Origin of the sequence: Sinomicrobium pectinilyticum (assembly GCF_003725735.1) — a bacterium.
GTDB classification, from domain to species: domain Bacteria; phylum Bacteroidota; class Bacteroidia; order Flavobacteriales; family Flavobacteriaceae; genus Sinomicrobium; species Sinomicrobium pectinilyticum.
On sequence record NZ_RJTM01000122.1, the window covers coordinates 50,073 to 76,253 of the forward strand.

General features: G+C 45.4%; 18 protein-coding genes. 13 read left to right on the forward strand and 5 right to left on the reverse strand.

The features are described from left to right. Nucleotides 1–57 precede the first annotated feature (57 nt). The 8 genes from ED312_RS18480 to ED312_RS18515 all read left to right on the forward strand — a co-directional run bounded on the left by ED312_RS18480 (nucleotide 58) and on the right by ED312_RS18515 (nucleotide 10,256). Nucleotides 58–987 (forward strand): aspartate carbamoyltransferase catalytic subunit, encoded by a 930-nt coding sequence (locus ED312_RS18480; protein ID WP_123217510.1) that lies wholly within the window; start codon nucleotides 58–60, stop codon nucleotides 985–987. A gap of 4 nt (nucleotides 988–991) precedes the next feature. Further along, on the forward strand, nucleotides 992–1,327 hold the full coding sequence (locus tag ED312_RS18485) for a ribonuclease Z (protein WP_123217511.1): 336 nt from the start codon (nucleotides 992–994) through the stop codon (nucleotides 1,325–1,327). A 166-nt stretch (nucleotides 1,328–1,493) separates the two neighbouring features. After that, nucleotides 1,494–2,399 (forward strand): ribonuclease Z, encoded by a 906-nt coding sequence (locus ED312_RS18490; protein WP_123217512.1) that lies wholly within the window; start codon nucleotides 1,494–1,496, stop codon nucleotides 2,397–2,399. 187 nt (nucleotides 2,400–2,586) lie between these two features. After that, complete coding sequence (locus tag ED312_RS18495; RefSeq protein ID WP_148044325.1) at nucleotides 2,587–3,165, forward strand: RNA polymerase sigma-70 factor; 579 nt, start codon at nucleotides 2,587–2,589, stop codon at nucleotides 3,163–3,165. 104 nt (nucleotides 3,166–3,269) lie between these two features. Further along, complete coding sequence (locus ED312_RS18500; protein WP_123217514.1) at nucleotides 3,270–4,226, forward strand: FecR family protein; 957 nt, start codon at nucleotides 3,270–3,272, stop codon at nucleotides 4,224–4,226. A gap of 70 nt (nucleotides 4,227–4,296) precedes the next feature. After that, complete coding sequence (locus ED312_RS18505) at nucleotides 4,297–7,626, forward strand: SusC/RagA family TonB-linked outer membrane protein (protein WP_123217515.1); 3,330 nt, start codon at nucleotides 4,297–4,299, stop codon at nucleotides 7,624–7,626. Between the two features lie 17 nt (nucleotides 7,627–7,643). After that, nucleotides 7,644–9,284, forward strand: coding sequence for a RagB/SusD family nutrient uptake outer membrane protein (locus tag ED312_RS18510; protein WP_240643139.1), 1,641 nt, complete (start codon nucleotides 7,644–7,646; stop codon nucleotides 9,282–9,284). A gap of 129 nt (nucleotides 9,285–9,413) precedes the next feature. Then, entirely contained in the window at nucleotides 9,414–10,256 is an 843-nt protein-coding gene (locus ED312_RS18515) for an endonuclease/exonuclease/phosphatase family protein (RefSeq protein WP_123217517.1), read from the forward strand. A gap of 80 nt (nucleotides 10,257–10,336) precedes the next feature. Here ED312_RS18515 and ED312_RS18520 read toward each other — a convergent pair whose 3' ends face one another. Beyond that, nucleotides 10,337–11,377, reverse strand: a complete 1,041-nt coding sequence (locus tag ED312_RS18520) for a succinylglutamate desuccinylase/aspartoacylase family protein (RefSeq protein WP_123217518.1) — start codon at nucleotides 11,375–11,377, stop codon at nucleotides 10,337–10,339. 334 nt (nucleotides 11,378–11,711) lie between these two features. Between ED312_RS18520 and ED312_RS24510 the strand changes: the two genes are divergently transcribed. Next, the gene (locus ED312_RS24510; RefSeq protein ID WP_123217519.1) at nucleotides 11,712–11,903 is read left to right on the forward strand and encodes a pinensin family lanthipeptide; all 192 of its coding nucleotides are present in this window, start codon (nucleotides 11,712–11,714) and stop codon (nucleotides 11,901–11,903) included. Between the two features lie 43 nt (nucleotides 11,904–11,946). On the opposite strand, the gene ED312_RS18530 is transcribed toward ED312_RS24510, so the two are convergent. From ED312_RS18530 to ED312_RS18545, 4 genes are all read right to left on the reverse strand, one after another. Beyond that, entirely contained in the window at nucleotides 11,947–13,878 is a 1,932-nt protein-coding gene (locus tag ED312_RS18530; RefSeq protein ID WP_123217520.1) for a lanthionine synthetase LanC family protein, read from the reverse strand. A gap of 199 nt (nucleotides 13,879–14,077) precedes the next feature. Then, nucleotides 14,078–14,977, reverse strand: a complete 900-nt coding sequence (locus ED312_RS18535) for a thiopeptide-type bacteriocin biosynthesis protein (RefSeq protein ID WP_123217521.1) — start codon at nucleotides 14,975–14,977, stop codon at nucleotides 14,078–14,080. A 3-nt stretch (nucleotides 14,978–14,980) separates the two neighbouring features. Beyond that, on the reverse strand, nucleotides 14,981–17,656 hold the full coding sequence (locus ED312_RS18540; RefSeq protein ID WP_123217522.1) for a lantibiotic dehydratase: 2,676 nt from the start codon (nucleotides 17,654–17,656) through the stop codon (nucleotides 14,981–14,983). Nucleotides 17,657–17,763: 107 nt separating this feature from the next. Further along, nucleotides 17,764–19,983 carry a peptidase domain-containing ABC transporter gene (locus ED312_RS18545; RefSeq protein WP_170164555.1) on the reverse strand — a complete coding sequence of 740 codons (2,220 nt, stop codon included), beginning with the start codon at nucleotides 19,981–19,983 and terminating at the stop codon, nucleotides 17,764–17,766. Between the two features lie 76 nt (nucleotides 19,984–20,059). On the opposite strand from ED312_RS18545, the gene ED312_RS18550 reads away from it, so the two are divergent. From ED312_RS18550 to ED312_RS18565, 4 genes are read left to right on the forward strand one after another with little or no spacing between them, the layout of a single operon-like run. After that, nucleotides 20,060–21,484 (forward strand): DUF3526 domain-containing protein, encoded by a 1,425-nt coding sequence (locus ED312_RS18550; protein WP_123217524.1) that lies wholly within the window; start codon nucleotides 20,060–20,062, stop codon nucleotides 21,482–21,484. Next, a complete protein-coding gene (locus ED312_RS18555) occupies nucleotides 21,481–22,905 on the forward strand; it encodes a DUF3526 domain-containing protein (protein WP_123217525.1) in 1,425 nt (474 codons plus the stop codon). Before ED312_RS18550 ends, ED312_RS18555 begins: the two co-directional genes overlap by 4 nt. Nucleotides 22,906–22,943: 38 nt before the next feature. Next, nucleotides 22,944–25,142 carry a TonB-dependent siderophore receptor gene (locus ED312_RS18560; protein ID WP_123217526.1) on the forward strand — a complete coding sequence of 733 codons (2,199 nt, stop codon included), beginning with the start codon at nucleotides 22,944–22,946 and terminating at the stop codon, nucleotides 25,140–25,142. 39 nt (nucleotides 25,143–25,181) lie between these two features. Then, nucleotides 25,182–25,877 (forward strand): ABC transporter ATP-binding protein, encoded by a 696-nt coding sequence (locus ED312_RS18565; RefSeq protein ID WP_123217527.1) that lies wholly within the window; start codon nucleotides 25,182–25,184, stop codon nucleotides 25,875–25,877. The last annotated feature ends 304 nt before the right edge of the window (nucleotides 25,878–26,181 follow it).

A 26,181-nucleotide genomic window follows, 5' to 3' on the forward strand; every position in this document is an offset into this window, starting at 1 on the left:
ATACCCGGTTTTCAATGCGAAAACCAAAACCGGAAACTACAAATACAACTTTTGAATATGAGCCAGCTAAGTGTAAATCACTTATTAGGAATAAAGTACCTCAACGAAGCGGACATTCAACTCATTTTTGAAACTGCAGGTCATTTTAAAGAAGTAATCAACAGACCTATTAAAAAGGTACCGTCACTTCGGGACATTACCATAGCCAACCTCTTTTTCGAAAACAGTACGCGTACGCGATTGTCCTTTGAACTCGCAGAGAAGCGGCTTTCTGCGGATGTCATCAATTTTTCCGCGGCGCAATCATCCGTTAAGAAAGGGGAGACGCTGATCGATACGGTCAACAATATCCTTTCCATGAAAGTAGATATGGTGGTCATGCGGCACCCCAATCCGGGGGCAGGAGTTTTCCTCTCCAGACATATCACGGCAAGTATTGTAAATGCCGGGGACGGGGCACATGAACATCCTACACAGGCACTTCTGGACTCATATTCCATAAGGGAAAAGCTGGGTGACGTGGCCGGGAAAAATGTGGTTATCGTAGGAGATATTCTTCATTCCAGGGTAGCTTTATCCAATATATTTGCCCTGAAACTTCAGGGAGCGAATGTCAAGGTGTGCGGTCCCAAAACACTTATCCCGAAATATATAGATTCTCTGGGGGTAGAGGTGGAAACCGATCTCCGGAAAGCCCTGCAATGGTGCGATGTAGCCAACATGCTACGGGTACAGAACGAAAGGATGGATATCAGCTATTTTCCTTCCACACGCGAATATACCCAGCAATTCGGGGTCAATAAGGCCATGCTCAATACTCTCGATAAAGAAATTGTGATCATGCACCCCGGCCCGATAAACAGGGGGGTGGAAATTACCAGCGATGTTGCCGATTCCAAACAGGCCATCATACTCAATCAGGTGGAGAACGGAGTGGCTATTCGTATGGCGGTTATATATTTATTAGCATCTAAAATTAAAAACTGAAGCCATGCTTTTTGATAAACAGGAAGACAATCTTACACTAGTAACCCATGAAAAGGGTTCGGTTCGTGCTTTTTGCAGCAAGCTCGGGGAAGCGTATGACAAGATCAGGGGAGACAATGTTATTGTAAACCTGTTTTCCCTGGATGCGGTCTCTACGGAAGACCTGCTTGAGTTTCTGGAAATATCCAACAGGCACAGGGGCGGGAAAAAATCTTTCGTGCTGGTGACCGATAAGGTTAATTTTAACGAGGTGCCGGATGAACTTATCGTAGTACCGACACTAAAAGAGGCCCGCGATGTTATAGAAATGGAAGAGATAGAACGCGATCTTGACTTTTAGACTTTTTATTAACGTCATCATAAATTATATAAAAAACATGAACAGATGACAAAAACTTGTTTTTGACCGGGTCTCCCGGAAAATCGTTTTTTTGTCAGTGCCTGAAAAAGACCCTGTAACTATTTATTCGTACTATAAATCCCGTTAATCCGTAATTACCGTTCTTATGAAGCTTACCATTCTGGGATGCTATTCCGCCACACCCAGGGCTTTTACAAACCCTACTTCACAGGTACTGGATATTAAGAACCACTTGTTTTTGATAGATTGCGGCGAAGGGACACAGGTACAACTCAGAAAACATAAGATAAAATTTGCAAGGATAAAACAGGTATTCATTTCCCATTTGCACGGAGACCATTTTTTCGGGCTTCCCGGGCTTATTTCTACTTTTGTTCTCCTGGGAAGGGAGGCCCCCTTACATATTTATGGCCCCAAAGGTATTAAAGAAGGAATTACCTTATTGCTGAAACTCGGCAATTCCTGGACCAATTTCCCCCTGGTCTTTCACGAACTTTCCTCCGCTTCTTCCGAGCTTATCTATGAAGACGACAAGGTAGAAGTGCATACGATCCCCCTGGAGCACCGGGTATATACCAACGGCTATCTTTTCCGGGAGAAACCGGGGGAAAGAAAGCTGAAAATAGAAGAAGTGCTCAAATATGATATCGACAGGTGCTATTACCGGAATATCAAGAACGGCCGGGATGTACAACTCGATAACGGGGAATGGATACCCAATGAAAAACTCACTGCTGATCCGCCCAAACCCAAAAGTTATGCCTTTTGCAGTGATACGGTATATAAACCGGATATTATTCCGCAAATCGAAAAAGCGGATGTGCTGTATCACGAATCTACTTTCCTGGAGGAACATAAAGACCTTGCCACAAAAACCAAGCATTCCACTGCAAAACAGGCAGCCGAGATAGCATTACAGGCAAAAGTAGGAACACTTGTTCTCGGGCATTATTCCATACGTTACGGAGACCTGGAGGCTTTCCGCCGGGAAGCACAGACCGTTTTTCCTGAAGTGGAACTTGCCGATGATGGCAAGGTATTTGAGTTTTAAAGATCCCCCTGAATTAAAGGAATACTCATCTATCAATAAGTATACTATAGGCACTTTTAGTTTCCTTTTCCACGGTAACAAGATGGGAGAAATCTCATGATTACAAGCTTAATATTTTCTTAATTTCAGAATTTACCCGGCCTTAATATGCTTTCATGGCATTTTTGATATATTTGCGAGAGTGCATATGGAATCGGAAATCCTTAAAATCAAATCACTAGCCGTTCAGGTACAGGCGGGAAATACCCGGGCATTTAACCAGCTTTACACTGTGCTTTGGGAGTCGCTCTATGTCCATGCCCGTGCATTAGTCATGGATGAGGATAAGGCCAAAGACATACTTCAGGAAATATGGGTGGATTACTGGCAAAGGCGTAATAAAATAGATCCTGCCAATATAAGGGCCTACCTGTTCCGGGCGGTAAAATACAAAACCTATAATTATTTGCGCGATCATAAATTCAATCACGTGCAACTGGAAGCCATCCATACCCTGGCCGATGTTGTCCCTGAACAGGATACCGAAGATCATGCCTATCTTTTCGCATCGCTTATAGAGCCTTCTCTGGAGCGGTTGCCCTCCCGGTGTCAATCTATATTTAAGTTAAGCCGTATCGAAGGCTACAGTAATGATGAAATAGCCCGTCTGCTCAATATTTCCAAACGCACGGTAGAAAATCAGATATCCCTGGCCATGAAAAGGTTGCGCACCGATCTTCAGGGACGGGAATGGGCGCTGATACTTTTCTACTTCTACATGCTTTAAGAAAACTTTATAAAAAACCGCCTTTTGTTACCAAATCATTAAGAGTTTTTGTTTTTCCGTGAGTTTATGGCTGTCTATGGTATATATAGATAGAAAACTGTCATATGGAAGAAAAGGCATTCAGAAAATTACTCGGTAAATCCTTAAAAGGAACGCTTACGGATGAAGAAAAAGGGAAACTTCTGGAGTTTGAAAAACACCTGTTATCCGAAAATCAGGACACCATATTTAAAAACAATACCCATAAGGAAGATATACGTATAGATGTGCAGCGGAGAATAGCCCGTAGACTTCGCCATACTACCCGTCGATATCAATGGCTTAAAGTGGCTGCCTCCGTAGTTTTACTGGTAGGGTTGTCCGTATTCGGATATTTCCGGTGGTATACTACCTCTGTCGACCGGTTCCGGACAATAGCCCTCGAGACCGGAATGCCTCCCGAAAAGGTGATTTTGCCTGATAGTTCGGTAGTGTGGATGAACAGCGGGACCATTCTCCGTTATTATAGGGATTTTTCAGCACGGAGAGAAGTTATTCTGGACGGAGAGGCATTTTTTGAGGTAAAAAAAGACAGCCTGCACCCGTTTTCGGTTGCTTTCGGTGATAATCGCCTGGAAGTGACCGGAACCCAGTTCAATATCAAATACTACAGAGATGAACCATCCGATCATACTGTGGGTATAAGAGAAGGAAGAGTGTATGTACGGACAGCTGAAGAAGCAGTTTCTCTGGAACGGGATGAGCACCTGAAATTTGCCGGAGGAAGCAGGATTATAAAGACCACCAGACCTTTTCCGGATAGCGGATACTGGAATGACGGAGAGATGTATTTTGACAGGACACCGCTGAACAATGCCTTGCTGGCTATAGCCAGGCGCTACAACCTGGTACTACAGTATAAAGAAATACCGGTACCGGTACGGGAACAGGACAGTAAGGTCACTGCAAGTTATAAGACAGATGCCGATATACAGGATATACTTAAAGGATTAACCCTCATAACCCCCTATGCCTATGACTTAGATACGGAAAAACACCTGTTACAGGTAAGACCAAAATAGAAAGAGGAGTGTAATCGCTTGCCGGCAATACATCCACTCCCCTTAAAAGTAATCACTAAAAAACTAATATATGAAGATTTTTAATATCCAAAGGTTTTTAATGTGTCTGGCAGTCGTATTCCTGTCACTTCCATTAGCAGCCAAACAAAACATTGATCCCGGGAATTATGAAGTAACCCTGAAAAAAGCGAATTTAGGAGGGATTTTCAATCAGATAGAAGGGCAAACCCCTATTACTTTTGCTTATAATGAAACCATAGATGAAAACACCCTGGTTAATATCCGGGAGGGAAAGCAAAATCTTGAAACCTGCCTGGAACAAATATCTTCCCAGCTAAACATAACCTTTAATTTCGTTGAAAACACAGCTTATGTTGTTCCCAAAGAAAATAAACCTGCAAAACAGCAATCCATACGGGTAAACGGAACGGTAAGAGATGATCAGAATTTGCCACTTGCCGGGGCAACCGTAGTGGAAAAAGGGACAAATAATGGTGTTTCTACGGATTTCGACGGTAATTTTTCCATAGATGTTTCCGGCACCGGAGCAATACTCCGGGTATCTTATATGGGCTTTACCCCTTATGAAGTGGAAGTTTCGCAGAGCGGTAACCTGGAAATCGTTTTAACAGAAGACCGTAATGTACTCGATGAAGTCCTGGTCGTAGGCTATGGTACACAGAAGAAAGCAAACCTTACCGGGGCGGTAAGCCAGGTAAGCGGGGAAGATCTAGATAACCGCCCGATAACCAACCTTAATTCCGGTTTGCAGGGGCTCCTTCCCGGGGTTACCATAACCGGGGCTTCCGGGGCTCCCGGTAACAATGCAGGGAACATTCGTATAAGAGGAGTCGGTACCTGGGGTGACGCTAATCCCCTCGTGGTCATCGATGGCGTACCGGGTGGAGACCTGAATATTCTCAATCCCAAAGATATAGAGAGTGTTTCCGTATTAAAAGATGCTGCTTCTTCTTCCATTTACGGGGTTAGAGGTGCAAACGGGGTTATCCTGGTAACAACCAAAAAAGGGAGTACAGGAAAACCGAGCCTGTCTTATGATTTTTATTACGGCTTTCAAAATCCGACGGCTTTGCCCGATCGCCTCGGCTCCCCCGAGTATATGGAACTTTTAAACGAATCGCAGGTGAATGTGGGGCGAAATCCTACTTATACTGAAGATGAAATAAGGATAGCAAGGGAAGGAACAGATCCGGATAACTATGCCAATACCAATTGGATCAAAGAAGTGTATAAAGACTATGCCCCCCAGGAAAATCATAACCTTGCTATTAATGGCGGTAGCGAGAACCTGAATTACTACCTGTCATACGGATACCTGAAAGAGGGCGGATTGATAACAGGGGATAACTACAATTCCGAACGGAATAATACCCGGGTAAAGATCAATACTACACTTTTTGACCACCTGGATGTCACGGCAAACCTCGGTTATATAGACAGGAATTTTTCCGGTTCTTCACAAAATATGGGACCGTTGTACCAGGCACTTACCATCATACCTTTGGTGCCGGTAAGGAATTCTGCAGGAGGATGGGGATATATCGGGGGGTCGAGCAATCCCGTTGCGGTGGCCAGTGATGCCGGTACCAGCGATTTTTCATCTGAAGAGTTCACAGGAAATATCCAGGCAGTTCTGAATGTATTCGACGGTTTTAAAGTAACAGCCCGTTACGGACTCGTAAAATATAACTCGCGAAAAAATGTTTTCGAGAGAACCATCAATTATTACAGCCCGGAAACCGGGGACCTGTTGTGGCAGACCGGCTATCCCAACAAAATAACCACCAGCAGTTACAAAGGAATTTACCAGACCTTTATCGGAACGGCCGAATACGAAAAGAATTTTTCGGATGTACATCATGTAAAACTTCTTGTCGGGGCTTCGCAGGAAGAAACCATAAATGACGATCTGGGAGCTTCCCGGACAAACCTGGCTTCGTCTTCGACCGGACATATCAACCTGGGGACGGAAAACCAGTTAAACAGCGGGTCTCATAAAGAAAATGCCCTTCAATCCGTTTTCGGAAGGGCAAATTATGCGTTTAAAGATAAGTACCTTGCGGAAATTGATTTCCGGTACGATGGTTCTTCACGTTTTTCAGACAGTGTAAGGTGGGAGCTTTTTTCCGCGGCATCACTGGGCTGGGTATTTACCAAAGAATCCTTTCTGGAAAACCTGGGACCTTTGAATTATGGCAAAATACGTGCTTCTTATGGTACACAGGGGAACGATCGCATAGCCGACCTGGCCTATCTTGATATCCTGGGGCCCATAACCACTATGCCTATCGGAAATGAACTTACCATAGGATACCGTCAGACTATTGTGGGAAACCAGATGCTGACCTGGGAAACTTCCAAAAAGACCGATATCGGTTTGGACCTGGGTTTTTTTAAGAACCGGTTACTCCTGAATTTTGATTATTATATCAATAAAACAGATAATATTTTATTAAGGCTCCCTATCCCTGATATTTTCGGGGGACCGGACTATCCGTATCAGAATGCAGGTTCCGTGGAAAACAAGGGCTGGGAACTTCAACTGGGGTGGCAGGACCAGGTTAAGGATTTTAGCTATAACCTGAATTTCAATTTCTCCGATGTACGGAACAAAGTAGTGGATCTGGGAGGTACAGAACCTACATTGGGCGACAGGATACGTATGATAGGGGAGCCACTCGATGCTTTTTACGGCCTTGTGGCCGACCGTATTGCCCAGGAATCGGACTTTACCTATAATGAGGCAGACGGGACCTATACGCCCAACTTTCCTTATATAGACGGAGACCCGGTGCAACCCGGAGATCTTATTTATAAAGATCTTAACGGGGACGGGGAAGTAGATCTGGTAAATGACCGTAAGGTTATAGGAAGCCATATTCCCCGTTATACTTTCGGGTTCAGGGGGGCAGCAGCATTCCGCGGATGCGATTTCAGCTTTTTCCTCCAGGGTGTGGGTAAGGCAGACGGATTGCTTACCGGCCCGGCAAGACATGCTTTTATATCCGAAAGCGCTATGCCACAGGACATCCACCTGGACCGATGGACCCCGGAAAATACAGATGCGGGTTACCCGAGACTGACCTATCAGCAATCCTATAACCAGCGACTGTCCACATACTGGCTGGAAGATGCTTCCTACATCCGGCTGAAAAACATTCAACTCGGATATACACTTCCCGCTTCCGTTACCGAAAAATTCAGGGCTACCAAACTGAGGATATATTTCTCTGCCGATAACCTGTTCACCATAACCGATTATTTCAAAGGGTATGACCCCGAATCCCCGGTAGATAATGTCAAAGATCCTGTGACTAACGGACAATTCTATCCGCAACTGAAAACTTTTGTCTTCGGCCTCAATGTAACCTTCAGATAATTTTAAAAGATATGGACATGAAACGAATAATATACCTTGGCAGTTTATGCTTAATGCTGTTTGCCTGTGACGGGGATTTTCTCGATCGCGATCCGCAGGACCAGCTTACCAATAATAACTTCTGGGAAAATGAAGAGCAGCTTATATTAGCTGCAAATGCACTCTATTCCAATGTCAAGGCCAAAAATACCGTGAACATGGAGAATATGGGAGACAATACTCTCTGGCCTTCCACTACGCAATATCAACAGATAGGCAGCGGAAATTACGGTCCGGACCAGACAACCCTGAATACGGAGTGGACCACCCAGTACAAAGGAGTGCGCCAGGCCAATGCTTTTCTGGAAAACTATAAAAAAGCCGACATGGATTCCTTGGTGGCCGAACGTCTGGCAGCAGAAGTGCGAGTGATAAGGGCGCTGATGTACAGTTATCTGACCGCATTCTGGGGAGATGTTCCCCTGGTGACCACAACCCTGGGCCTGGATGAACTGATGATACCCAGAACCCCGAAAGAAGAAGTTGTGGATTTTCTGCTGGAAGACCTGGAAGATGCAGCCCGGTTCCTTCCTTCGGAAATCCCGACGGGAGAGAACCTCGGGCGGATGAGCAAAGGAGCCGCCCTGGCACTTAAAGCACGGATAGCCCTTTATAACAACAGGTTTGAAGTTGCCGAAAAAGCGGCAAAAGATGTAATGGACCTGGGCGTATACGAATTGTTTACCAGTGGTGACCCGTCAAGAAATTATTACGACTTGTTTACAGACGCCGGTAAACTGGCAAATGGAAATAACAGGGAAACCATAATAGCCCGGGTGAACCTGGAGGACGTTTCCATGCATAATTTAAGCCGGGAGATCCAGGTACCCGATCAGGTCGTACGATGGAACCCGACTAAGTCTCTGATAGATTCTTATCTTATGGCAGACGGTCTCCCCATAGATAAGTCACCCTTATATGACGTAAACACCTATGAAGACGTTTTTGAAGATCGTGATCCCAGGATGATACAAACTATCTTACGACCCGGATCGGAGTGGGGTGGGCGTTATGATGGCCGCGAAGAAAATGATGATCCCGGGATATTTGAAGTCCCGAAATTTCAATCGGACCGCCGGGGAGCCGTAACCCTCACCGGGTATTACTTTACCAAATATGTCGATTTGGGTGCGGTACCTACGTATAACAGGGACGATAATGATTTCCACCTGCTACGCTACGCCGAGGTGCTGTTAACCTATGCCGAAGCCAGGCTGGAGCAGGGAACCCTCACACAGGACGATGTGAACAAGACGATCAATTTATTGCGGGAACGCGTAGGGATGATCCCCATGAACCTGGCCGAACTGGAAGCCAACGGCCTGAATATAAGAGAAGAAATAAGACGGGAGAGAAGAGTGGAACTCGCCCTGGAAGGACAAAGATATTTTGATATAAAACGATGGGAACAAGGAGCGTTTCTCGGAGAAGATGTAAAAGGGACCAATATTCACTGGTTGGCCGATCCGGAAGCAGCGGGAAATTTACGAACGGATGAAGACGGCTTTATCCTTGCCCATACGGGAAGGACGTTCGATCCGGGAAAACATTACCTGTGGCCCATTCCGTTACCTCAATTGGAACGCAATCCTGACCTGGCACAAAATCCGGGCTGGTAACGTACGGATCAAATATATACCTGTATCCGGAAGGCGGTTAACGGAAAATGTTATAAAGCCCGATAACCGCCGGAGGATCGGGTGTATTTCGTAGTAAGAGAGCAAAAGTTCAATTTTTAAAACACAGCAATGCGCATAATAATAACGTTATACATAGCTTTTATAGCCTTTTCCGGTTTTTATTCCTGTAAAGAATCGGGGCACTCCACCAGTAGTGAAAATATGGAAATATCCCGGAAAGATAGCACAGGAGAAGCTTCCGTAACCGTATTAAGTTATAATATTCACCATTCCAATCCACCTTCACGTCCGGATTATATTGACACCGCTGCCATCGCGGAGGTAATAAAAAAAAGCGATGCGGATATTGTCGGTTTGCAGGAGGTAGATGTATATACCGAACGTTCCGGAACGGAATTACACATGGCCGGAAAACTAGCGGAATTATCCGGAATGGATTATTTCTATTTCTCTAAAGCCATAGATTATAAGGGAGGGGCATATGGTACAGCGATTCTTTCTAAATATCCCTTATCCGATACCTTGACGATAAACCTGCCATCGGCAGAAGGAACAGAACCGAGGGTACTTTCCGTGGCTACGGTGACCCTGGATAACGGGTATAAGTTCCATTTTGCCAATACCCACCTTGATTATACCGATGCTGCCAATAACCTGGACCAGGCGGAACGGGTAGCACAGTATTTCGGAGAATCCGATTTGCCGGTTATTCTTACCGGAGATCTCAATGTAGTCCCCGAAAGCAAGACCATCACTTATCTCGATCAGCATTTTGTCCGATCCTGCATAAATGCTTGTTCTTACACTTCTCCTGCAGATAGTCCGCGGAGAACGATTGATTACATTATGTACAAAGGGATGAATGACTTTACGGTCGAACAACACCGGGTACTCCGGGAAAGCTATGCTTCCGATCATCTGCCGGTAAAAGCGGTTTTAAAAATGGAATGATTTTGTGGAAGGAGAATTTGCACGCTGTCAATTCTTTAAAAGCCTTGTCGGTTAATTCCGAGGTATGATTTCCCAAAAAATTATATACTTCCGATACAAAACAACATTTCCTCTGTATTTACCGGAGGTGTGCCTGTTTTATAAAGGATGATACCATTTTCCGGAGATGTAATATCAGTTAGCTTATTTCCGAATTCGTCCGTAATATATCCCAGCAATTGGCCTTTGGATATACGGTCCCCACTTCGGAGATCACTGTAAAAAATACCTTTTGCCGGACTTTTGATGTAATCCTGCCCTGTTATCCATACCTGTTTTTTTGACTTGCGATCACCGGGGTGTCTGTACATTTTCATTTCATCAAGCATATTGTAAACCCCGGTTTTAATCAGTTGTACGGCGTCTTCCTGAACTGTTCCCAGTTTTCCCGCTTCAATGCTCAATGCGGTAATGCCCTGTTGTGTGGCATGTTTAAAAGCGTATAGTGCAGGTTCTTCCGGCCCGATGTTATACGGGTATACAACGTTGTACTTAAAGCCCGCTGCCCGGGTAAGCTTCCTGGCCAACCGGTTCTGTACGGGAGAGTCCTTTCTGTCATAATAACATACAAAAGGCAAAAGGTCTTCATTGGCATCGCCTCCGTGAATATCCAGAAATATATCCGACCGGGGTATGATCTCTTCGGAAATATAGTGGGCTATCCGTTCTGTTATAGTGCCGTTTTTGTTCCCTGGAAACACACGGTTCAGGTTTTTTGCGTCCTGCGGATTAAAAAAAACGGTTCTGCCATAAAAGCCCGGAGTGTTAGCTATGGGGATGATGACCAGCGTGCCGTTGAGTTTAACCGGGTCTATTTCTGTCAATATGTCCTGTAAAGCAATAATTGGCGGGTATTCATAGCCGTGTATTCCGCCAACTATGGTAAATACCGGGCCTTTGTTTTTTCCTTTGATGACACTTATGGGCAGTGTAGCCTCATCTTTGGTATCTATGATTTTCAGCAATGTGTCCAATCTGCTTGCGGGAGAAATATTTTTCCAAAGGATAAAATCGTTTTGGGCGTGTAAGGCACTATTGGAATTACACAACAATAACATAAAGGCAATCTGTAATATTTTCATAACAATTTGTTTTTATTTTTTGACTGACGGAGATACTACAGCAAATCTTTTTGTTCATCTTTATTTATATGCAACTAAATTGCAAATATATCTATAATTTGTTGCTCGGTTGGACATAACAGTCGAAAAGGTATAGCGGGGGAGCATTCTATGGAGAACAGAATAGATGTTTAAAGATCTGATTATCAGAGTATTATAATGATGTATGAAAAAGGTAAAATAAGCGTGAATTTATTTGCAACTATGTTGCAAATGTTTTATTTTAGTTCTGTTGCAACCGGGGATAAGCCGAAAACCCGTTAAACAGTAGGCATAACCTTTTAAAAATTAAGCCATGAAGAATCATGCAGAGAACATTAAATTAAATCTCGAAGACCTACAATTGGAAAGTTTTGTAACCAGTATCGACAGTGAAGTTGCTTCCCGTTTAGCAGGTGGATTGGGTAATCTATCCCATCCTACCCATACGGAGCCCACAGATGATCATCATAATCCTCCGGTTGAATGTACAACAGTTATCTGTTAATTTCCACTTTTAATAGAAGAGGCTCGTCAAAAGGCCTCTTCTCTTATTCCAAGTTCTTTTCTTCTACAATCCCCGTTTTTATCATTTCGATAAACTGCTTCAGGACCATTCCTTTAAACTTCAGTATTTCATCCGGTGTTTTTACCTCATGCGAAAAATGACGTAGGAGTATAATATCGGAAAGATGGTCGGGCGAATAATATTGCTCACTCAAATAGGACACCAGCAGGGTATGAAACTTTCCTATCGGCATCCTGCTTATACCGTTTTCGTTTGAAACCAGTATTAAGGTTTGATGTCCGGGATCTGCATGCATGATGCCCTTCAGTTCCTGTCCGAGAGGATGCGTGTGTACATGACCTGAAAGTATGAATGGTATTTTAAGAAGGGCAACGGGGGAAAGGTTGCACAATATTTCCGCACGGAGTTGATGGTGTTTTCTTTTCATATGGTAACAGAGGTAACCTTTGTGAGATTTCCAAAGGGCTGTTAACCCGTATTCATAATTGAATATTTCCTCTAATGCCGGTACGGTATGCACGTATTGTTTTACCTGTTGTTCAATTACAGAAATGTCTTCACCTTCGATACTTTCCGTAAATTCCCCGGACACGGTGTTCAGGATGCGGATAGTTTCCGGGTAGTATTTCCGGAAAATATATGAGCTCATATATGTCCTGGAATAACCTTCAAGAGTTGTATGTTCGGCGGATTTCGGCAGGCGCGGCATGCAAATACTATCCATATCCGGGTTTAACAGGTGTAAAATACCATATCCGACACCGGCTTTGCCCGACAGCAGCCCGCAATCCTCCCGGTTGGTGGAGACATAGGTGTTATAGGACTGATACCTTGCATATTGTTTTTTCGCATTATCTGTGATAGCGACCAGGTTTGAGAGATCATATGCTTCGGAATGCTTCCTGTAACGGGACAGAAAAGGAATATGTCCGGTGTAGCCGCTACACAGCGTATAATCGGGACGGTCATTTTGCCGCAAGTGTTTCAGGCTGGATTTCATCACCGTTTTACAGTGATCAAGGTAGATGGACTTACCGGTTATTTCATAAGCATATAACCTGGAGATACCTATACCCGAGGCCCCGTGTGCCCATGAATTTACATTGCGCATAGTGGGTATGAACTGTTCCAGGTCCCACCGGTATGCTTTTTCCAGGCTCAGCCGGTGTGGTCCCATACGCAGGTCCAGCCAGTTCCCGGACTCAGGGTGAAAGTATTGCATCTCGTAGGCCAGGGCCTGTTCGGCCAGGTATATAAGCCCGTCACTTTTAAAATAATTCCCTACCTGTAGCAATACATAGGCAATTCCGGAAGCGCCATGCGAAAACCCGGTCATGCTGTCATAGGACGACTTTGCCCGTGAATAGTCCCATTTCAGACCTGTTTCCGAAATACGGAGTTCTGTGATAAACCTATCGATCAATTGTCTGATAATATCCAGTACGGTATTATTTTCACTGTAATGGTAGAGTAAGGTCATCACAAACAGGTTCCCGGCGTAACCACTTAACAGATCTGCTTTTACAGGCTGTTCCACAATATCCTTTGCACAGTTGAGAGTGAGATGTAACGCCTTGGTCAGGTGATCTTTTTCCCCGGTAGCCTCATAGTATTTTACCAGGGTATAAATGATGCCGGTAAAACCGGTGTAGAAACAGAAATATTTTTGTTTTTGCTCCCCGGAACGCAGGATAAAGCGGATGATCTTTCCAGCGGTTTCCAAATCCTCCTTATTCCCTTCACAGTTGTAGAGTTCCAGGAAAAAAAGCGCTATCCCGCTGTTACCGTTAAAAATGTTAAAAGCTAATTCCGTTGCGGTTTGTGATCCGTCTTTTGAATATACAGGAGTCTCCCAGTAAATTTCCTCTTCTTCACCTTTTGCCAGTGAAAGAATATCTGTTTTGATCTGGTGCAAATGCCCGGTAAGTCTTCTTTTTTCTTTTTCGGTTAACATGGCGGTATGATAAGTTAGACTGAAATTTGATTATCAGGTTAAAGGTTTAAAACCTGCTCCAGACCCCGATAATTATGGGTATCGGAAGTATTACAGTTACTTTAGTTTCTGTAAACTTTTGCCACATATACACGGATATCTAATTTTTCTAAATGATTCGTGTATCCGTGGCCAGACAGACTTTCAGTCTGCTTCATACTTATGGATTTGAAATCCGTGATTTAGTTTTGTGAATAAACTGCAGGCATTGCTGCGTACAATACATGCCATAGGCTTCTTCATGATTGGAAATACCCAAGCGGTTGTTCCCCATATGGATCATGCTGCTTATCACCGATTTCATTTTGTCGTCTGTAAAGCCGATATTTTCGTATTCCCTGAAAATATCGGTATTGGCTTGCAGGAATGTAAGGGAGCGTGGATCGGCCGTGCCCTGTACAAGTTCTTCCCGGAAAATCCCGGAGGCAGGCAATATCTGTTCAGAGTGTCGGAGGAAAGATTGACGGAACAGCTTCAACCATTGTTCTTTTTGTATTGCTTCATCCGTAGAACCGTCGTATAACCGGGGGAGCCATCCGTCTATAAAAAAAGTACAGATTTCATTTAGCCTGTTCAAGTCCTGCCCGGTAGCAAGTAACAGGATGAGATGCATCCGGAGGGATTCGATGAGGATAGGTGCCTTCGAAGTTCCTGTCAGCCATTCCAGGACAAATGCCGATGACCGGAAAAATTGATATTCTGCCTGCGGAAGGCTTTTAAGGTTACCATAGCGTTCCGTTTCGGGTATGTAGGGAACAAACTGTACGGTCGGAGCCGGGAGTGAGGAACCGGAGTCCCGGGGAAGAGCCGGATATTCCCTGAAAAAGGATGCTGCCCGCGTCAGGAGTTCTTTCCGGATGAATTCTTCCTTACCGGGAACGGGGTTTAACCTGAGCCTGATATGGCTTCCCTCTTCCCAGTACCGGATAAAAAAATAGGGGGTAGGTTGTTGCAATTTCACAGAAATATTATTCAGAAAAGGACGAACAAGGTACACTAATACATTGTCGAGGTTGCCCGGGTAGAAAATATGGGCGGCTAGCCAGTTGTTTTGTTCCATAGATCAGTATTTATACCATTGGATCAGGTATTCTTTTACCCGCATATCCGGATCAGAGTGGTTTTCAGGTAATGTGGGGAGCACCTCTTCCAGGGAGATATGAGACCCGGCCCTGCCGATCAGGCGCTTGAACATTTCCATAAGTACCGGTTGCCCGAAAGCAATGTACTGGGGTTTGTAATCGTCGGTTGCCCTGTTCTCTCCCGCGGTTTTTTTCTGTGGTGGTTGTCCGGTGCCTATAGTTCTTTTCCGGATAAAGAGAAAAACTTGTCCGGGAATACCGTTGGCTTGTCTCCAGGCATTAAATTTCAGGTAATAAGTAAAATCCGTTTCGCCCTGTTCCTGCTTCGGAATAGAGGAGACACTTACACACCAGGTCTTTCGTCTTATAATTATATTTTTCTCATAAGTAATCCGTGGCAGGATGTAACAATCCTTGTTCTTATCTGCCATGTATGTGATATCCGCAAGCCGGATCAGCGATTTGAGGGAAAATTTGGCTTCGGGGTTAAAATGTGCCATCATCTGGTACAGATTAGACCGGTTGTAAAAGGATTCCAGGCAAAGATCGTAGGTGAACACCGGCTTTCCGTCCTTCAGGAGTTCCGGAAAGCCGGTGTTTTTATTCAGGCGGACGTAGAGATCATTTATCTGTATCTGTTTTTCCGCGGGGTAAATATTATTTCCCCCGGGAAGAGCTACTTCATAAGACAGGAGAGGAGGGTGTATGTTGGCATTAAAACCTGATGCATCGTTGAGTTCCGCTTTAATAACCCTGGGATATAGCCGGTTGTTGTAATTCACAAAACCGGCAGTGACCTTTTTGTCAAAGAGGGATAGAAAACGGCCGCTGACCTTTCCCATGCCGGGAAGTACCATGTTAATCACCCCGAAGAGATCGCCGTTGTCTTTTTCCTTGTCCGTATATAACTGTATGAACATTCCGCGGGAATACTGCTTTTCCTGTCTTGTTTGTTCAGGGATCGGGAGGTTGTCAAAAAGATCCTTTCGCAATTCCAGTATTTCCGGTTTGTTTTTGGTAATACCTGCTATTCTTTTGGCCAGTGCTTTTTCCCACAAGGTTTCCTCCGTGCGGATGGATTTACCCTTTTCCGCCAGTTCCTTTTCCGGTTTTTTTACCAGGAGATAATAGGATTTGTAAAAATCCATAATGTTCACGGTTTCTTCCCCGGGGTAATGATCGGTAAAGAAACCGGCCATTTTTATACGTTCTTTCCGCATAAGGTCGAGGGGAAGCAACAAGTTCAGTAGTTCATCTGTTTTTTCCACAAGTTTTTGTACCGGATCTTTGAAGATGATCTCCTTTTCGGGAGTGTGGCAGTCCTCGTAAAACAATTGTTTCTGGGAAAAACGATAGGAAGCAAACCTGTTTTTTTCGAAACTGCTACCAGGATCTTGTGCCGGTTTTTCTTCCGTGGAGACTATTCCTCCGTTCTCTTCCAGTTCTTTAAATGTTTCGTTGATACGGGCTTCGGCAGTTTTTAACAGAGTACGGCGCGTGCCCGTACCTGCTTTCGGATAATTTAAGCGGCATGCCCGTAATTCCCGGAAGAGGTTTTTCAGGGTGTTGAGCGGGACGGTATTGTTTCCGGTTTTATCCAGGAAATCCCCTGTTTTAGTATCCCAATCCGGGTCAATTCCCGAAATTCCCGTTCCTGCTTCCAAAAGTCCGATGGTTACCAGTTTTAAGAGGAAGGCCTTAATGTCCGAACGACCGGCGCTTTGTACTATTTCCGTTAGCCTGTCCGTAAACCCTTGTAAGGTAACGGAGGTTTCGGATTCTTGTAAATAGTCTACGATAATCATTGGTAATCCCGAAGCGGGAATTTGCTGAAAGGATTCGATATTGTTGAAGTTGACCAGGAATTGTATTTTGTCGTTTTGTATAGCAACGGTCTTATTGAGCCTTATCAGCAACAGCTCATTGAGTTCCGGATGGTGCAACAGTATGGAATTCAGGTATGCAAACAGGTAATTGTTAAGGCGCAGATTGCTCTGTACGGTTTTCGGTTCCGGTTGTGCCCGGTATTCATCGTTATCCGATAGTTGCATAATGCCCGTATGGGTAAATGTACTGAACGGGGACGTTTTAAAACAGCTCCGGGTGAGATAACGCAGGAGGCTGAATTCTATCCGTAATTCTTTCTGACGGAATGTCACCGGTTTTTTGCGAAGATACCCGGGGAGTTGTTCCAGTAAAACGGGACTGGACAACAGAAGTCCGTTCTGTAAAACCGGGTCTTTGGCGAGTTCCTGAAGTTTTACCCGGTCCTGTTCCAGTTTTTGTTTATAGTTTGCGGCTCCATCGGTCAGAAAAGAATTTAATGTCCGTTGCAATTGCAGGTATTTTTCAAGTGCTGTCCAAAGTGCGGAAGGGAGGGCCGGTTCTAGCCGGAGCAATTTTTGTCCTGATATTTCCCGGTCGTTAAATATCCGTCTTTTCAGGTCAATGAGTGATTGCCGGTGGGTATCGTCCGTATCGGCGATATGCTGGTAAAGGTATTCACATAACCGGTCTTTCTGTTGCTGTTTGGAGGTAAACAGGTTAAGGTATTGTTCCAGGACGGCATCCGGATTTTTCAGGATAAAGGACCCGAAATTCCGGTAATCCATCCCGGCATACCTTACCAGGGAATATGGAAATATACGAAGAGGCATAAGCAGGTTATAGTTGAGTTATGTATGATTTATTAATCTTAGTTTCGGGTTTAAGCCCTTAGTTTCCATAAATTTTAGTCACGGATACACGGATGTAAATGGTTTTTTTAAACTTCATAATGGTTTAGTTTGCCCAGTTCCAATTGATTTTTAACCAGGTGATAGTATTCACCTTTGCGCCGGAGCAATTCGCTGTGCGTCCCTTTTTCCACAAGTTGCCCCTGGTGGAGCACGACGATCTGGTCTGCATTTTTTACGGTGCTGAGCCTGTGGGCAACAATAACTACGGTTTTTCCGGTAAAAAAACGGTTGAGGTTGTTTACGATGGACAATTCGTTGTGAGCGTCAAGGGAATTGGTAGCTTCGTCCAGGAATATGTACGATGGGTTCCTGTATATCATCCGGGCGATGAGGAGCCGTTGTTTCTGGCCTTCACTGAGGCCGTAGCCTTCCTTTCCCACAATGGTATCGTATCCGAAAGGCATGGATTGGAAAAATTCATGCATATTCACCAGTCGTGCAGCTTCTTTCATCCGGTTTTCGTCTTTGAGTTCTGCCCCGGCGTAGATATTGTTTGCAATGGTATCCATAAATACGTAGCCGTCCTGCATGACCACTCCGCAAAGCGCCCGCCATGCCCTGGCATGGATGTTCTCTACAGGTTGTTCGCCAATGGTTACGGAACCCGTGTTGGCCCGGTAAAACTTTAACAGGAGTTTGACCAGAGTGGTTTTACCGCTTCCACTCATACCTACAATGGCGGTGACTTTTCCTGCCGGAATGTGCAGGTTCAGGTCTTTTAAAACATAAGAAGACCCCCGGTGGCCGTAACTAAAGGAGAGCTGTTTTATGGTTATATCCTCCGGTACCTGCTGCATGGGTGTTTCCGGAAGCCCGGCGTCTTCTTCGGTTTCCTGGTGCACTTCGTCCATACGTTGCAGGCTGAATCTCGTGTTCTGGGAAACCCTGGCAAACTCTATCAACTGGGTGACAGGAGCATTGAGCTGCCCGGAAATATAGGTTATGGCAAGCATGCCCCCCAAAGTTATCTGGTCCTGGATCACCAGCATAGCAGCGGCATAGGTGATGAACACGTTTTTGATCTCATTGATAAACAGGCCGACCCCTTGCATGAACTGGTCCAGTTGAAGGGCTTCAAGCTTTAATCCGTAAGACCTGTCCTGAAGCTTTTCCCAATGTTGCTGTTTTTCGGATTCACTTCCCGTCAGTTTGATCTCCTGCATGGCATAGAAAATTTCCAGTAACAACTGCTGATTGGCAGAGAGCACTTTAAATTTTTTCTGGTCTATGATCTTTCTTTTATGCTGAAAAGATTGCGACCAGACGGTGCTGAGTATGGCGCCCGTAAGAAAGATGAGAAATATCAGCCAGTTGTAATACAACAGCACACTACCCAGAACAATAAGGGTAAGGCCCGAAAGTATAAAACCTATAAGCGAATTGGTAAGGAAATCTTCAATACGCTGATTGTCGTTTACCCGTTGCATGTTATCGCTGGCCTGCCGGTTGTCGAAAAAGGAAAAGGGGAGGGTCATCAGTTTGGCGAGGAATTCTTTGAGCATGATGATACTTGTCCTGGCTCCGATGCGGAACAGGAGCCTGGCCCGGATAAAATCCATGACCGTGCGGCCGCTGAAGAGCGCGAGCTGCCCCAGGCAAATAAGCCATAACAGGTTGGTGTTTTCGTTTTTGATCCCCTTATCCACGATAAGCTGGGTGAGAAAAGGGATCACCAGGGAAAAGGCACTGGCAAATACGACGCTGATAGCAATGGGGAGAAAAATCTTTTTGTGTTGTTTCAGATAAGGGAGCAGCGACCACAAAGAAGCGGAGCTTTCGGGAGCATCTTCCTTGTTTGTAAAGGCTTCGGCAGGCTGAAGGAATAATGCCCTTCCCGAATTGCTCTCTTCCCGTATCTGCCACGAAGTAATAAAATGAGACATGGGGATTTTAACCCTGCCATTAGCCGGGTCGGAGATATACGCAAAGCGATCGGTAATTTTATAAAGAACTACATAATGCTCTCTTTCCCAGTGGAGGATACATGGCAGGGGGGCATGTGTGGCGAGTTTTTCGTATGGTATTTCGGCTGCCAGGGTCTGGAACCCGAGAGCATTGGCCGCTTCCGTCAGGTTTGCCAGGGAAGTCCCCTGTCTGCCGATTTCACACAAATTCCGGAAGTAAGAGAGCGGCCAGGATTTACCGTAATACGCTGCAACGATCTTCAGGCATACCGGACCGCAATCCATAGCGTCCGGTTGTGCGTAAAACGGGAACTTCTTTTCCAATGAAAATATTCGGTTCATGGTTCGGGATCTAAATACGACAAAGTTGCAAATATTAAAAAAATAATGCAACTTTGTCGCGAATATTTTTATTTCCATGAATTCAGACCGGGTTTTACGAACGCTTATACTTAAAGATCTCAGGTTGCTCTACAGGGGGGGAACATTGTCCCTCTTGTTCAGGGTTACCTGGCTTTTACTTACAGCAAGTGGTATACTGACCCTGATACAATACCACAAGGCACAGGAAGACCGTGAACTTGCCAATCGGGTATTCCGGCAGCAGTGGGAAGTACAACATAAGGGAGCGCATGACGCCGCACACTACGGGACCTGGATATTTAAGCCCCTGAGTGTATTGGGGGCCTTTCATCCCGGATTAAATGATTTTTCCGGCACCACCTACAGGATAGTGGCGCATGAGCAACAGGAAGTAGGGCACAGTAATGCCGAAGGCAAAGACAGCGTAATGCGGTTCGGGCAGTTCTCCTTTGCCCTTATATTGCAATTTCTCGTGCCCTTGCTGATCCTGTTCCTGTCATCTTCCGCGGTCACTTCCGAAAAGGAATCGGGCACGCTTCGTATGCTGCTGGCACAGGGAGTGCGTTTCCGCAGGCTGGTATGGAGTAAGATATGGGTAAACTATCTGTATAGTATCCTTCTCGTTCTTCCCGTATTCCTGGTGATCCTGGTATCTGTTTGGATAGCCGGGGAAGGAGAGGAGGACATATGGCGTTTGTCTTTTATTTTCCTGGGTTACCTGTTGTATTATTTTATGTGTGTACTGATCGGGGTGATTCTTTCCGTAAGGAGCGCTACTTCCAAAACCTCCACATTTACCGCACTTACTTTCTGGCTGCTTACCACAGTTCTTTTACCCAGGATAGTTACCAATATGGCCGATCACCGGTTTCCTCCCATGTCGAGGGCCACTTTTGACGATCGTGTAACACAGGGATACCGGGAAGGATTAAACGGGGACGGGCCTTATTACGAACGTGCCAAAGCCTATGAAGAGGAACTTTTGTCCCGGTACGGGGCCACCGGTACGGCAGAACTTCCCGTAGATGCGGATGCCCTGGTTATGCAGTATCACGAAGATTATAAGAGCAAGGTTTTTACATACTACTACAACCAGGTATCAGAGACTTTTGGGCGGCAGCAAAAATTTATCAATAATGCAATATGGATCGATCCGTTTATCGGGATAAAACGGTTGTCTTCGGCTATGTCCGGGACTGATTTTTTTCATCACCAGGCCTTTTTTACACAGGCCCGGAACTACAGGGACTATTTCATCCGCAGTTTAAACACGGAACAGGCAAAGCATCCGGTAAAAGGAGAAGAACACTATTATCCGGACGCGGATTTTTTCAGACAGATACAGGATTTTCAATACCAAAGGCTTTCCGTCAGAGAGGTGTTGAAATTGCAACAGACCGCCTTTTACGTAATTCTGGGCTGGATATTACTGGTTATCCTGGCCCTGCACTTCACCATCAAAAATAACCCTGATAAATGACACGTCTTCTCTGTATAGTTTTCCGGTTTGAGTGGCGGCAACTTACCCGTCAGTTCGTTCCCGTATTTGCTTTGCTGTTTTTCCTCGCTATGGGATCTTATAGTTTGTACAACGGAAAAAAATTCGTGAGTCATCAACTGGACGGGCTGGACAGCCTGGAACAGCATCACCGGGACCACAGGCGCGCCCTGCTTTATCGTTTTCAGGCGGATACTACTACGGCAGAAGGAAAAACGATGGCAGCACAGGCCGGGATACCGCAGGTAGTAGAGTACCGTAACCCGCCATATGCAGCTTTTCCGCCGCACCGTCTTTCGGCTCTGGCTATCGGGCAGCGTGACCTCCTTCCATATTTCGATATTATAACGAGCAAAAGGGATGTTTTTTCCTCTACACGGACTACAATTACCAATCCGGAGAAGCTTGCTGCCGGAAATTTTGATTTCTCTTTTGTCCTGATCTATTTGTTTCCGCTTCTTCTCATGGTATGGAGTTACGATATATATTCCAGTGAAATGGAGCAACAGACCGAAAGACTGGTAGCCGTACAGGGAGGACATATAAAACGGATACTTGCCCTTAAACTGCTTTTCCGGTTTTTGTGGGTGTGTACCATAGCATGGTTATTGAGTATTGCGGGGTTTTGGTTACACAGGGAAACCACCGGACTTACGGTTACCGATGCCCTGTTATGGTTGTTCGGGGTCACCCTGTACCTGCTGTTCTGGTGTGCGGTGACCTGGTGGACAGTTCTGGGGAAAAAGTCGTCCAGGCTTACTCTGATACGCTTGCTGGGGATATGGTTCGCACTGACCTTTCTGTTGCCCGCAATAACAAATGAGATTGTAGAGGTCAGCCACCCCCTGCCGGCCCGGACGGAACTGATATCCGCCCAAAGAGAGGAAATAGAACACACCTGGGATATGCCGGTAGAACAATTGCTGGATACTTTTTATATAAACAATCCTCAGTATACCACATTAAAAAGCCCCGGAGATACCGCCCATTACGGGAACAGGAGGTTTGTGGCTTATTACGATCTGTTGGGGAGGAGAATTAACAGGCATATCAAAAAATACAACATGGAAGTGGCGGAGCACAATGCATTGCTCCGCCGGCTTGGCTGGTTCAGTCCTGTAGCACAGATGCAGACCTTTTTAAATGCTGTTGCCCGAACCGGTATGGATGATTACCTGACTTACCGGGAGCAGGTTGGTACTTTTCATGACGAATGGGTTATTCACATGAATAATTTTATGCTGTACGATAAAAAACTGGACGAGAATGATATACAAAACCTGCCGCGCTTTGAGCTCCGGGAGAACCGGGACCAATGGAAAAAGACGCTCCTGCTCGGCTTCCCGGTTTTTCTTTTTGTGATCCTGATTTTTCTGGCGGCAAAACGCAAAAGCATATACTAAATAAAACCTAAACAGTTTCTAAACCTAAACCGTAAAAAATGAAGAGTATACATTACGCATTTATTTTCTGTTTCCTGGGACTTTCGTACCTGGCATCCGCACAGGAGGAGCCTGTATCGCAGCCGGCAGACAGCACACAGACAGATGTCCACTATCTCGATGAAGTAAATGTTGTCGGGGCAAAAATATTACGCATGAAAAGGGACAGTGTCTCCGCGACCTTAAAGATCCGGCAACCCTTGATACTGGTTCCGCAAAACATTGTAAATATATCCTCCGAGTTGTTGCAGCAACAGGGAGCATTGGAATTAAAAGACGTTGCCCGCAATGCCAGTGGTGTATATTTCAGTTATAACAGTACGCCTTTTGATCAGTCGGCAGCGATGCAGATAAGGGGATTTAAAGGATTTACCACATTGAACGGAATGTCACGCCGCTTCAGTTACGGGGCATCAATTGATGATGAGGCCATAATGGAGAGTATAGAAGTTGTAAAAGGCCCGGCAGGTTTTCTGAATTCCACGGGAGAGCCCGGAGGGTCTGTGAATATCGTTACCAAAACCCCTGGCAGAAAAATCCGGGAAGCCAGGGTCATGCTGGGGAGCTTTAACCTGTACAGGGCCGCGGTAGATATCGGAAGCGAGGTGCAGGACAAGGGTTTTTCCTATCGTTTTAACGCCGCTTACCAGCACAAGGATTCTTACCTGGATTTTATACGTACCGACAAGTTTGTCGTGGCACCGGTATTGCAATACAACTTCAGCCCGAACACATTTATACTTGCGGAGTACAATTATATAAGGGGAAACGCCGAAAACGGGGCGTACCTGGCCAAAGTCCGCAGCGAACAGGATAAATTAAAAGGGCCCATATCCAAAAACTACAGCGCTGCCCCGGGACTGCCGCTCAGTTATGCCAAGAACGAAACGGTACGGCTTTTTTTTCACCACAAGTTCAGCGATCAATGGCAGATCACTTCACAGAGTTCTTACCTGGCCGCACCTTATGAAACCTGGTATATGACCACTAACGGCAGTATCGTTAATTTTGACGAGGACGGAAACACCAACCGGAAATCCAGTTTAACAATGGGGAGCGGGACTACCTGGAACAGTCAACTGTTTGCTAACGGCAGTTTCCGGACAGGGCCCCTGGAACACGATATACTGGTGGGTGGAGATTTTACCAGTAGTAAAGACTCCCTGGCTTTGCACCGGGGTATTTATGATTTTCCTTATAACAAATATACCTACCGGAACCGTGTGGACAGGGATTCCGTCAGGGAGACAACGCGCCTGGCGAGGATAGAGAACAATACCTACCTAAAGTCCGTCTATATATATGACAACATACGCCTGCACAAAAAATGGCTTTTGTCCCTGGGTGCCCGTTATACCTGGTACACCAATAAGAGAAGGAATGTTACGGCAGCCGGTCCGGGAGAATGGCAGGAGTTTGACCAGAAGGCCCTGACCCCACGGGCAGGCCTTACGTTTAGCGTAAACCCCTCGACCTCGATATTCTTTTTGTACGACCAGTCTTTCATTCCTCAAAGCGGACTGGTGGGCACGGCAACCGATCCTGCCACAGGCGAAGTTACTTCTTCAAGGGCAGTAGATCCGCAGCGGGGTAATGACCTGGAACTGGGTGTAAAGAAAAACTGGTTCGGTTCGCGCCTGAGTACTTCGCTAAACGGGTTTTATACCGTCAAGACCAATGTTCTGGTGACCGACCTGGAATTACCGGGATTTGTAAAGGAAATAGGAGAGGTAACCAGCAGTGGTATAGAAGTGGATATACTGGGAAACATTACGGACAGGCTGTCGGTATCGGCCAATTATACGTATGTACATGCCCGGATCACCGAAGACCAGGACCCCGATCTGATAGGGAAGGAGCTTCCACAGGCCCCGCAACAGCTATTCAATACCTGGGTGCAATATACCATTCCCATGAAAAACAATGCCCGCATCGGGTTTAGTTTGGGACAGGTGACACAGATAAAACGAAGCACATCGGAACCCCACCAGTACATTCCGGATTTTACCAAGCTGGATGCCGGGATCAATTTTACCAAAGACAAATATTTTGTCCGCCTGCTTGCCGATAACCTTACCGGGAAACGCTACATGGCATCCGGGGATATTTTTAATAGTTATGTGACCGGAAATCCGGAATATTTTTATATAGACGGCGAACCGTTTAATGTACAATTATCCGCGGGAATCAGGTTTTAGCAGGATTGCATTTTCCACAGAGCAATAAGAAGACAAAGGATGTTACAAGCTATAGAACTTACGAAAAAATACGGGGACCAACCGGCACTCGACAATCTTAACCTGACAGTAAACCCCGGAGAGGTATTTTGCCTTCTGGGGCAAAACGGGGCGGGAAAAACCACTACCATAAATCTTTTTTTAGGATTTATAGCTGCTACTTCAGGAGAAGCGAGGATAAACGGGACCCCGGTGGTGGCAGGAGACAATAGGACCAAAAAACACCTGGCCTATATTCCAGAGGTGGTGACGTTATATCCCGATCTGACCAGCCTGGAAAACCTGGATTTTTTCAGCCGGATAGCCGGGTTTGACTATAAGAAAGAACAGCTGGAAATATACCTGTCCCGGGCCGGCTTGCAGGAAGACGCTTTTTACAAACGCGTAGGGAACCACAGTAAAGGGATGCGCCAAAAGGTGGGGATTGCCATTGCCATAGCAAAGAATGCTTCTGCGATTTTAATGGATGAGCCCACGAGCGGACTCGACCCGAAAGCCACTCACGATTTTACGGAAACCGTCAAAAAACTTGCTGAGGACAACAAGTCCGTTTTTATGGCTACTCATGACATTTTCAATGCCGTGAATATGGCTACGCATATCGGTATTATGCGGAAGGGCAGGCTGGTACACGTACTGGACGCCCGGGATATTTCTTCCGATGATGTGCAGAGACTGTATTTGGAAACTATCTGATGATCCGGAGAAAGGTCTGAAAACAAAAGGCAAGGCATTTTTAACCCGCTTTGCCTTTTGTTTTTCAGATGACTTTATTGGTCTCAGTATATCACACTTTTGCAGTGCGAAAAAATTATAGTTTGGTTTTGGTTAGGTTATTCAGTTAGTTAGGCAACACATAAACTCATTAACCGAATAACTCATTAACCTGATAACCCATAACCAAAAAGCAATTTCATTGTTTACCAAAACCTCTGCACCTTTTAGTTAACCTTAAAAACCCACCTGCTTTGCAGGTGGTCATGTTCTGATGGCTATGCCT